Source organism: Viridibacillus sp. d25.2 (assembly GCF_055456015.2).
The window spans coordinates 2,543,497-2,553,617 of sequence record NZ_CM196652.1 but is presented as its reverse complement, the minus strand read 5'-3'; the positions used below and the strand labels follow the sequence as shown (position 1 = coordinate 2,553,617).

Here is a 10,121-nt window from a genome sequence, read left to right as displayed (position 1 = left end):
GAAAAACCACTTACTTCATATAGAGAGATGTAAGTGGTTTTTTACGTTCATGAATTATTAAGTTGTTTCAGGAACAAAAGTAAATTTAATAGGTTTATCTTATTCCTGCATTTTAAATACTTTTCTATTATTAAGAGGTTGAACTGGTCTATTGTTATTTGAAATTATAGAACTAAAAGCGTCAATTTGTGCCTCCGACATTTCAATGGGTTGTTCCATAACAGACCATATAATACCTTCTGAACAAGGTGGCGTAGTTAAAGAACCACTGTATCGATATACTTTCTTATCAGTAGGTAAAAAGTTAGTAAGGTCTATGGCGTTGTCTAAGGGAATGTCTGCTTCTGTAACTTTTGATGGTAATTTTGACCAAAAATCAGTCAATAACTTGTTTTCTTTACCTGGATTGATGAGGATACCGAGAACGGCCTTCTCTCCTTTATTATTTTCATGAACAAGGTGCGCTTCCATAGCAAAATTGTGTCCATTAATTTGGTGCTCACTCGGATTATGGAAATGCATTCTTAAAAATGTGTATTTAACACCGTTAATTACTATTGAGTTTTTCCCGGAAGCATCATTTGCTTGTATATTGTGTCCATCATTCATAAGCGTAAATTTGGTAGGCTGGTAGTTAAATTTGATATCTCCTAAGGTTTTGTCCAAAACTACATCTTCTAGGTCAATGTTGATAGGGGATTGCTCAGTTCCTTTACCGCACATTGAAAATGATGGGTCTAAATTTGCCCAGTTATTAGGACCAGTATCTCCTTCATAAGACCATTCAATGGGCTTTGCTGATGTTGTCACTTTTTTTTCGAGCGTTTTTTCTGGTGCATGGGTTAGAGAACCATATGCAGCTATCGAAAGACAAGCAGATGCTACGAATATGCCGATAATTTTCTTTATTTCCATGAAATTTCACTCCTTTTTTGCAGAAGCTGTTATTTTAACGAAAGTTGCTTCTTACAAATAAGGTAACCATAAAGTGTAGTTATTAATTAATTGTTTGATAAAATTAGAAAAAAATTTTAAAACAGTGGAAAAGTTATCAACTAAGAAGTTATTTGTTTTTAAATCGTTTTAGTATAAGCGTCAAAAAGTAGATACATCCGCACCAACTTCATGTGTGATTATTCTAATTGGACCCATACCATCAGGTGCAAGATTTAAATTCCAGTCATAATGGAAGTGTTTTCTAAACTAACCATTCCAAAAATGCGAAAAGGGAAAATAGCTAATGTACGGTTGTTAATATGATTAACTGATTCTAAAACAACATTATTAGCGGATTGGTATTGAATCCACGTTAAGTACGATACGATTCGTACAAATAACATAAGTGCCCGTGTTGAAATGAATAACATAGATATTTTTCGAATTAGCTTTTCATAATGTGAAAGAGTGAAGCAAGTATGAGTGTAGTCGTGTAACAACAAAAAAACTGCTACTAGCAAGCTAGTAAACAGTTTTTTGTAAGTTGTAAGTTGAAAGATAGATTATTTTAAGCCAGTGTTTGCTTTAACTGTAACTTCAGCATATTTACGAGCGTCAGATTTAGCACCAACTACTGAACCAATCCAACCTGCTAGGAAACCAGCTGGAACAGAAATAATAGCTGGGTTCGTTAATGGGAATAGAGCAGTACCAGTGAAGATAGCAGTACCTTCTGGATTCCAAAGGTTAGGACTTACTACTACAAGTACTAGAGCAGTAACTAGACCCGTAATCATTGCGGCCATTGCACCAGTTGTATTGAATTTTTTGTAGTAGATTGTGTAAATGATAACAGGTAAGTTCGCACTTGCTGCGATACAGAATGCTAAAGATACTAAGAACGCTACGTTCATTGTTTGTGCACCTAAAGCTAAAATAATAGAGAATACAGATACGCCGATAGAAGCAAGACGAGCTGCTTTCATTTGCTCTTTTTCTGTTACTTTACCTTTTTTGATAATTTGTCCATAAATATCATGAGCGAAAGCAGATGCTCCAGATAATACAAGACCTGCTACTACCGCTAAGATTGTTGCGAATGCAACCGCACAGATGAATGACATTAACATGTCGCCACCAAGTGCTTGAGCTAGAAGTGGTGCAGCCATGTTACCAGCAGCGTTAGCACCGATAATTTTCTCAGAACCAACGAATGCCGCAGCACCGAAGCCTAGGAGAATTGTTAAGATGTAGAAAATACCAACAATCCAAGTTGCATAAACAACTGAACTACGTGCTGTTTTTGCATCTTTTACAGTAAAGAAGCGCATTAAGATATGTGGTAAACCAGCAGTACCAAGAACTAGGGCAATCATCATAGACATAGTATCTACGCCATTAGAATATTTTGCACCTGCAACTAAGTAACCTTCTCCATGTGGAGTTGCTGTTTTCATTGTGTTGAACATTTCAATAATATTGAAGTCGAATTTCCATAAAACCATAACTGAAATAATAACTGTACCAATCATTAATAGAACGGCTTTAATGATTTGAACCCAACTTGTTGCAGCCATCCCGCCCCAAAGAACGTAAATTGTCATCATAACACCAACTAGAAGAACAGCAACCCAATAATCAATACCTAATAATAATTGAATAAGTCCGCCTGCACCAACAAGCTGTGCAATCATGTAGAATAATACAATTACAATTGTACTTACAGCAGCAGTTCCACGTACTTTCTTTTGATCAAAGCGAGCAGTAATCATATCCGCTAAAGTATAGCGACCAAGATTTCGTAATGGCTCAGCTACGATATATAAAACAACTAAGTAAGCTACTAAGTAACCAATACTATAGAAGAAACCGTCAAATCCGAATAGGGCAATTGCACCCGCGATACCTAAGAATGATGCTGCTGATAAGTAGTCACCAGCGATTGCGATACCATTTTGCCAGCCAGTCAAACCGCCACCCGCTGTATAGAATTCACTAGCTGAGTTTGTTTGCTTCGAAGCAAGGTATGTAACGAATAGTGTTAAACCTACGATTGCTACGAAGAAACAAATACCGATTATACTCATACCCATTAGTAATCACCATCCTTTACTTTCTCAATAATCGAATCTGCTTCTTTGTCAAATTTGTTTGATTTACTAACATAAGTCATACATAAAATCCATGTCATTATAAATTGTGCTAAAGCAAAAACCCATACCAATGTGATTTCTCCAACTACTTTAACATTTAACACAGTTGTGAAAGAAGTTAAGACTGGTAGAGTGAAGTAGAATAGTAAGAAAAAGATTGAGACCGGAACGATAAATGAATTCTTCTTTTTCACCAATGTCTTAAATTCTTGACTACCAGCAATTGCTACATAAGCATCTGAAGTAATCTCTTTGTTACGTTTTTCAGAAGATTTTTCAGAAGAATCTGAATTTTTTACACCTTCGAGAACGCTTTCAATTTTGTGACCCATTGATTTTCCCCCTTTGTAAAAGTAAGAGCTAGCAGTGATTACCAAAACCCTTGAGATAATCATATTCAAATATGACGAAAATAGCAATCTTTTTCTATGAAAAAATTAAAAAAATTCTATATTGTGTTGATTTTTTTCTGTATAAATCAAAAATATCCTAATTTCAACATCGGATTAAGATGAGGAAATCAGGATATTTACTGAAAAAATATAAATTTTTTATAGATAATAACGCAAAGTTATCATAATAGAACACATGATAGTTCAATCGTAATGATGAGTTAGAAAATATACGTTTAAACGAGTAATTGAATATATTTAATCATGAAATAAGAGGCTTTTCGCTTGCGTTTTCCGTTGCTTTTTCTGGCAATATATTATGAAAAAGTTTTTTTACAATTATTAGAGCGATTATTGTTAGACCTTCAGCTATAGGAAAAGCCAACCAAATATATTGAGAGCCAAAATAGTTAGGCAGAATCCAAAGTAAAGGTAAGAACAATACTAAACTTCTCGCCATTATGATAAACATAGATAATCGGATTCGCTTAATCGATTGATAATATTCAGCCATGATTAAGTTGAAACTTAAAAATAAGTAGCCGATGAAGAAATAGGAAATCCCTTCTATTGTAACTGCCATTACTTCTGGATCCTTCACACCGAATAAAGCAATCATTGGATCAGCGAAAAACCACCCAATAAGTAAAATTGCTACGCCAAAGCCAATGCCTACCTTTAAACCTAGTTTTAAAAATGATTGTAAACGACTATATAGTTTGGCGCCAAAATGAAAACTTACGATTGGTTGTAGGGCAGCACCTATTCCAAGGAAAACCATTAAGAAAACAACATGTAAGTAATTTACTATTGCGTAAGCTGTTACACCGATTTCTCCAACAAAATGACTGAATGTAATGTTATACGCCACGACAATAATTGCTGCGGAACCTTCAACAACAAAACTTGGAGAACCGATTTTCAGTATTTCTCCCATCGATTTATAATCAACTGAGAATTTAACAAATCGAAGTACACTTTCTTTACGAACAAAATGATACAGTAATACAATTACACCAACTACTGTTGATAAAACAGTTGCATAAGCTGCTCCAGCTACACCCATATCCATCATGAAGATGAAAATATAGTTAAAAACAATGTTTAATACTGAAGTGGTAATTAAACCAATCATAGCTAATTTAGGATTTCCATCATTACGGATAAAAATACTTAGAATATTCTCCAATACATAGACGATTCCAAATAGTAAAATGACATGTAAATAATCTTCTACATAAGGGAGGATTTCATCACTAGCACCAAATAAATATGCGATTTCTTGTTGTTTCCAAAGACTAAAAATAACTAAAATACCCACAATAGTTATAGCTAACACAAATGCCTGTGTAAAAATAGAACGTGCTTTAGCTAAATTTCCTTGACCAATTGAGATGGAATAAAGTGTAGCTCCTCCCATCCCGATCCATAAAGAAATCGACAAGAGAATCGAGAAAATAGGTACGGCAATGTTAACGCCCGCTAACGCTTTAGGACCAATCCCATTACTAACAAATATGCCATCCACTAAAATATTGATAGACATTAAAAGCATCCCTAAAAGAGAAGGGAATAAATAAGATGCAAAAACCTTTGGCACCGAATTATTTTGTAACTTAATAGTTGACTCTGACATTAAAAATACTCCTTAATACCGAGAAGCACACATATCCGTTTATAATGTGGGGTTATACTATATAGCTTTAACCATAACCTTCTCGTTGTGAACATCTAATTCACCATTAAATTCAAATCCAAATTTCTTATATAAATGAATTGCTCCTGGATTATCTTCATAAACACTCAAATATATTTTTTGACAATTAAATTCATTTGTTAATTTATCGATTAATGCTTGAAGCATTATCTTACCGAAACCTTGCCCTTGGAATTTAGCATCAATAAGGAAACGATCTAACCATACTCGACCTTCGTCCTCCTTTGGGAAATATGCATACATCGCAAAGCCAACCAACTTACTATTTGCATATAATCCAACAGGGTGGTAGTGTAAATCCTCTTTCGCTTCTTGTAAACATTCTTGAGGTGTTTCAATAAAACCTTTTTGCTCTTTCGCCACACTTAATTTTATTATGGCACTTTCATTTTCTCGCGTTACGTCATGAATCTCTATACTCATGACTATCAGTTCCCTTCAATAGAAATAATTCTTTTTACTTACCATCTCACATGGTATATTAGCATGATAAGGTATATGGTAACCGTATAGTCAAGGGGGAAGTCTTAAATGAGCGAAAATTTACGTAAATACTTTACAACAGGTGAATTTGCAAAAATCTGTCACATAAAAAAACAAACGTTATTTCATTATGATGAAATCGGGTTATTAACACCTGAAATTAAAACAGCAAAAGGCTATCGATATTATTCTTACCAACAATATGAAGTTTTTGCTGTTATAGAGCTTTTAAAAGAGCTAAAAATGCCGTTAAAAGAGATAAGAGCTTTTTTACAAAATAAGACGCCAATAGAATCAATTGAATTATTAGAACAACAAGCAAAATTGATTGAAAAAAAAATTCAAAACCTAACACATCTAAGAGAAATACTTGATACAAAGGTAGCTATTACAAAAAATGCATTGCAAACAGACTTTGAAAGTATTTCATTAGTGCATTCGGAAGAAGAGCTTCTATTAATAAGTGAAAGTACTCTCGATACTACTGATAAGGAATTTCTTAATTCGGTTTCTAACTTTATCAACTATAGCGATAACTACGAGCTATATAGTGGCCATCCAATCGGAGCAATTCTTCACAAAGATAAAATGATTGCAAGAGATTTTGAAAATTATTCATTTTTGTACACTAAAATGAAGAAAGATTGGCAGGGAGAGAACATTTGGACGAAACCATCAAGCTTTTATATCGTCGGATATCATATAGGCGATGAAGTCAACATTTTTGAAACTTATGATAAGTTGATTGCGTATAGTAAAGAGCATCAGTTACAATTAAATGGTTATTCATATGAAGAATATATTTTAGATGCAGTATCAGTTAATAATTTAGATAACTATGTCACTAAAATAATGATTGAGGTTAAAAAAAGTTGATATCCATTGGAGCTATGGGGGATCTGTACAAATTCAAAGACCAACGGAAATACCTTTACCAGCGGCATGACGAATAATCGCAAGGAACATAATGTTGGCTGTTGTAGTTTAGAACGACATACTATTCATTCCAAACTTGGGCTTGCCATTAAAAGCATCGTTTGTAGTTGCGTATGATAATAGAGAAATTGTCGGTGCACTTGGTTTCGATATTAATTTGAATTTGAACAAAGCAAAAGTTTGGGGCCCTTTTGTTAAATATCTTGACAAATATCCTTTTTTGGAAGATAATGTGTAGTTAGCGCAAAATGAGGACATGCCGGCTGAGCTGGGAACATTTGAAATTCTCGTTAATGAAAATAATTTTAGTATTCGTCAATTATTATTAAAGTTACAGGCAAATGAAGTGAAACGAATGCTTTTTACAAAAGCGATGAAAGATTCTATTGAAAAATTTTTTATGAAGAAACATCTGAAAATACAATCAGATGTTCATCCATTTCATAAATCTTTTTGTAACTTCTTGCAAATTGAAGAGGAGCAATGGATTAAGTGCACATCAACGTTAAATGAGGAGCAAAAACTATTTTTCTACATAGATGAATTCTAGACGTAAATGAACAGTTGAATGTCTACAGATGCAGGTTTCAAAGTAACTGATGAAATGATCTATTATCAATTTATTAAAACGACTTAAAAAGTCAATTTAAGGTGGGCGTTTGTATTGTCAAAGAAAATAATCGTATTAACAGGAGCACTATTAATTTTTGTCTTAGTAGGATATTATTTTTTAATTGTACATTCCAATATTACTAGACATGCTGAACAAATGATTGAAGTGAAAATTCCAAAGGGTGCTGTACTTGTATCTAAAAGTGATAGGCATAAGCAGTTCAAAACTAACGGAGAATTTTATGCTGAATATCATTTGAAAAAAAAGCAAATTAAGAAGTTTAAGAAATCCATTGCAGAACATGACAAGTGGAAACCATTACCTGCTAATGAAGAGTTTCAACAATTAGTAGCTAAGCAAATTAAACACGTTCTACCAACTGATGAAAAGAAGGGCAACTACTACTTTAATAATAATGAGAATGATGATTCCATTCAGGACATTATGAAAAGTGAGAAATACGACTTTACAGTAGCTGTGTTAAATGAACAGGCTGGAAAGCTATATATTTTAAAAAAAGTAAGATGAACATAGTTGATATGAAGTTGTACAATATCTCCACTATTTAACCATACTTAACTTAATTTCATACTACCAATGACATCTAAGTAATAGCCAATATCAATTTTCAACCTGTGTTTCTATTATTAGAAGTAGGGAAGAATCTTTACTTTTCAAAACTATAAAAAAGACTGCTTAAATACTAAAAGGCACCGAAAAAGTCCATAAAATGAATTTTAGCCCTGACAGAAACGATTAATCGTTTCTGCCAGGGCTTTTTCTTCGATGCCGTTAATTTCCGTTCCGGCGGACGCTTTCCTGAGGACGAACCTTGAGCCTCCTCGTAGCTAACGCTTCTGTGGGGTCTCAAGTTGGTCGTTAATTCCCCAAGGAGTCGCCGCCTACACTCCAATCAACTAGTTTTATCGTTTTTAAAAGAATCTTTACAAGAAAAATCAAAGAATGTCCGAAAAGGCGTCTAACAATTCGATGAAATGATAAAAGAAAAATTTCCAAACCAACTTCAAATGAAATCACAAAGGAATTAGACTATTGTCGTCAAGTCGTGAAAATTGTAGAAACACAATCCAAAGTTGCTTAAGTCCCTGCCGTACAAGAGAAATTAAACTTCCTCAAAGAAGATATCGCAGATTATGACGTACAACTAATTACTCCTCGGATACAGATGCGCGATTAGGGAATAAACCGGCCGATTCTTCTTTCTTTGGATTTAAAACGCACATTGCGATGAGTGATGAACGAATTATTACAGCGGCAATTGTGACAACAGGTGAAAAAAGTGAAGGACATTATCTACAAGAATTAGTAGAGAAAAGTAAAGATACTGGCACAGCCTATTCAGGAAAAGATAATTTACAGTATGCACAAGCACGTAAGTTTTTCAGTGCCCTCTAAATACTATAGCAGTCTTTTTTGTTTTCATAAGTATGAAATTTTTATACTATAAACGGTATAGTAAACAATATGAGATAGGAAGTGACAGGTTTGATAAGTATAAAGAAAAATTCTCGTTCTGTTTATCCAATTATTGTACCTACAAATTATAGTAATGTAGGTACGATTAATAGCTATATATTAGATGACGGTGATTCACTATCATTAATAGATGCGGGAATTCATACAAAGAAGTATAAAGAAGCACTTACTTTAACATTATCAGAAAAAGGCTATCATATAAGTGATTTATCTCGTATTCTTTTAACGCATCATCATGAAGATCATGTCGGGTTAGTCAATTGGATTCTACAACAAAAAGACATCCCTGTTTATGCACATTATGAAGCCATTCCTCGTCTTATGATGGACCAAGAATTTCTCTTAATGAGGAAGCAATTTTTTACTGAACTATACATATCAATGGGATGCATAGAAGAAGCGCAGCCCCGTCTTAAAAAATTGCAACAGACAATCGATTCCCAAAAAGAGCAAGCTCTTCAAACGGTCATTCGACCATTAGGAGAAGGGGATAGCATCCTAGGCATGCAAGTAATAGAAACTCCCGGTCATTCTGCTGATTCTATTAGTTTTTATGACGAAGATAGGAATTGGTTATTTGCTGGGGATGTTGTATTAAAAACGACTTCATCAAATGCAATTGTTGATCCAGATGTAAAAGGTAACCGTCTACATACTGTTAGACAACTTGAGCATTCGTTAAAAAGAATACAACATTTACATGTAGAATATTTATTTGCTGGACATCAAGAAATAATTGAAAATCAACGAATTGTTATTTCACTTAAACTTGATAGGATACAACATAAAGCGAACCGCTTATATTCAGTCATAAAAGAAGGGATACACTATCCGAAAGAAATTGCCCAAAATTTATATCGGCATAAATACAATTCTGAGTTTTCACTCGTCATGTCAGAAGTCATCGGCTACTTAGATTATTTAGAAGAAAAAGGCCGCTTAAAGAAATCATTACAAAATGGTGTTTGGCACTATATAGCACTATAATTGTAAAACCCACACTATTAACTAGTTTTTGTGTGGGTTTTGTTTAGTATTAGTCCATCATTCCTCTTTATAGCCTTTTCCTTCTTTACTCCCTCTTTTTGCACCTTAGTGTAAATAGGTTAAAATCTCCCTCCGTTTTGATCTCCATTCAATACTCTTTTTTTGAAGTTCCATCCCCAATAATCATTAATTAAATTTCGATATCATCTGATTTTTCGAATAATTCCATCATTTTAGACAATAAAATTTTACACAATTTTTTATATTTATAGTATTCATATATTTCTTTTAAATTGAAATTTCAAAACAATTAAAACTCTTACTCCCTCATTCTTCAATAACGAAATTACTGTTAAATTAAATAAATTGTAAATGTAGTAATTAAAATACAATTAAACTTTTTCTGT

9 protein-coding genes and 1 pseudogene are annotated in these 10,121 nt (G+C 33.5%); 5 read left to right on the top strand and 5 right to left on the bottom strand.

All coding sequences use genetic code 11. The features are described from left to right. Positions 1-99 precede the first annotated feature (99 nt). The 5 genes from ACZLO7_RS12780 to ACZLO7_RS12760 all read right to left on the bottom strand — a co-directional run bounded on the left by ACZLO7_RS12780 (position 100) and on the right by ACZLO7_RS12760 (position 5,621). Positions 100-915 carry a carbonic anhydrase gene (locus ACZLO7_RS12780; RefSeq protein ID WP_464937657.1) on the bottom strand — a complete coding sequence of 272 codons (816 nt, stop codon included), beginning with the start codon at positions 913-915 and terminating at the stop codon, positions 100-102. Positions 916-1,499: 584 nt separating this feature from the next. Continuing rightward, positions 1,500-3,023, bottom strand: a complete 1,524-nt coding sequence (locus ACZLO7_RS12775; protein WP_464937719.1) for a solute symporter family protein — start codon at positions 3,021-3,023, stop codon at positions 1,500-1,502. 5 nt (positions 3,024-3,028) lie between these two features. After that, positions 3,029-3,421, bottom strand: a complete 393-nt coding sequence (locus tag ACZLO7_RS12770; protein ID WP_464937658.1) for a DUF485 domain-containing protein — start codon at positions 3,419-3,421, stop codon at positions 3,029-3,031. Between the two features lie 322 nt (positions 3,422-3,743). Beyond that, positions 3,744-5,117 carry an MATE family efflux transporter gene (locus ACZLO7_RS12765; RefSeq protein ID WP_464937659.1) on the bottom strand — a complete coding sequence of 458 codons (1,374 nt, stop codon included), beginning with the start codon at positions 5,115-5,117 and terminating at the stop codon, positions 3,744-3,746. Between the two features lie 57 nt (positions 5,118-5,174). Beyond that, entirely contained in the window at positions 5,175-5,621 is a 447-nt protein-coding gene (locus tag ACZLO7_RS12760) for a GNAT family N-acetyltransferase (protein WP_464937660.1), read from the bottom strand. A gap of 108 nt (positions 5,622-5,729) precedes the next feature. On the opposite strand from ACZLO7_RS12760, the gene ACZLO7_RS12755 reads away from it, so the two are divergent. From ACZLO7_RS12755 to ACZLO7_RS12735, 5 genes and pseudogenes are all read left to right on the top strand, one after another. After that, positions 5,730-6,557 carry a MerR family transcriptional regulator gene (locus ACZLO7_RS12755; RefSeq protein ID WP_464937661.1) on the top strand — a complete coding sequence of 276 codons (828 nt, stop codon included), beginning with the start codon at positions 5,730-5,732 and terminating at the stop codon, positions 6,555-6,557. A 316-nt stretch (positions 6,558-6,873) separates the two neighbouring features. After that, positions 6,874-7,167, top strand: a complete 294-nt coding sequence (locus ACZLO7_RS12750) for a hypothetical protein (RefSeq protein ID WP_464937662.1) — start codon at positions 6,874-6,876, stop codon at positions 7,165-7,167. Positions 7,168-7,281: 114 nt separating this feature from the next. Then, positions 7,282-7,758, top strand: coding sequence for a hypothetical protein (locus ACZLO7_RS12745; RefSeq protein WP_464937663.1), 477 nt, complete (start codon positions 7,282-7,284; stop codon positions 7,756-7,758). A 574-nt stretch (positions 7,759-8,332) separates the two neighbouring features. Further along, positions 8,333-8,619, top strand: a pseudogene (locus tag ACZLO7_RS12740) (IS5/IS1182 family transposase); the annotation flags it as partial. A 117-nt stretch (positions 8,620-8,736) separates the two neighbouring features. Then, a complete protein-coding gene (locus ACZLO7_RS12735; RefSeq protein ID WP_464937664.1) occupies positions 8,737-9,714 on the top strand; it encodes an MBL fold metallo-hydrolase in 978 nt (325 codons plus the stop codon). Positions 9,715-10,121 lie beyond the last annotated feature (407 nt).

Excerpts from the sequence above, each read along its gene's own strand:
- ACZLO7_RS12765 (WP_464937659.1), bottom strand. The coding sequence starts at position 5,117 with ATGTCAGAGTCAACTATTAAGTTACAAAATAATTCGGTGCCAAAGGTT.
- ACZLO7_RS12760 (WP_464937660.1), bottom strand. The coding sequence starts at position 5,621 with ATGAGTATAGAGATTCATGACGTAACGCGAGAAAATGAAAGTGCCATA.
- ACZLO7_RS12780 (WP_464937657.1), bottom strand. The coding sequence starts at position 915 with ATGGAAATAAAGAAAATTATCGGCATATTCGTAGCATCTGCTTGTCTT.
- ACZLO7_RS12770 (WP_464937658.1), bottom strand. The coding sequence starts at position 3,421 with ATGGGTCACAAAATTGAAAGCGTTCTCGAAGGTGTAAAAAATTCAGAT.
- ACZLO7_RS12755 (WP_464937661.1), top strand. The coding sequence starts at position 5,730 with ATGAGCGAAAATTTACGTAAATACTTTACAACAGGTGAATTTGCAAAA.
- ACZLO7_RS12750 (WP_464937662.1), top strand. The coding sequence starts at position 6,874 with ATGCCGGCTGAGCTGGGAACATTTGAAATTCTCGTTAATGAAAATAAT.
- ACZLO7_RS12775 (WP_464937719.1), bottom strand. The coding sequence starts at position 3,023 with ATGAGTATAATCGGTATTTGTTTCTTCGTAGCAATCGTAGGTTTAACA.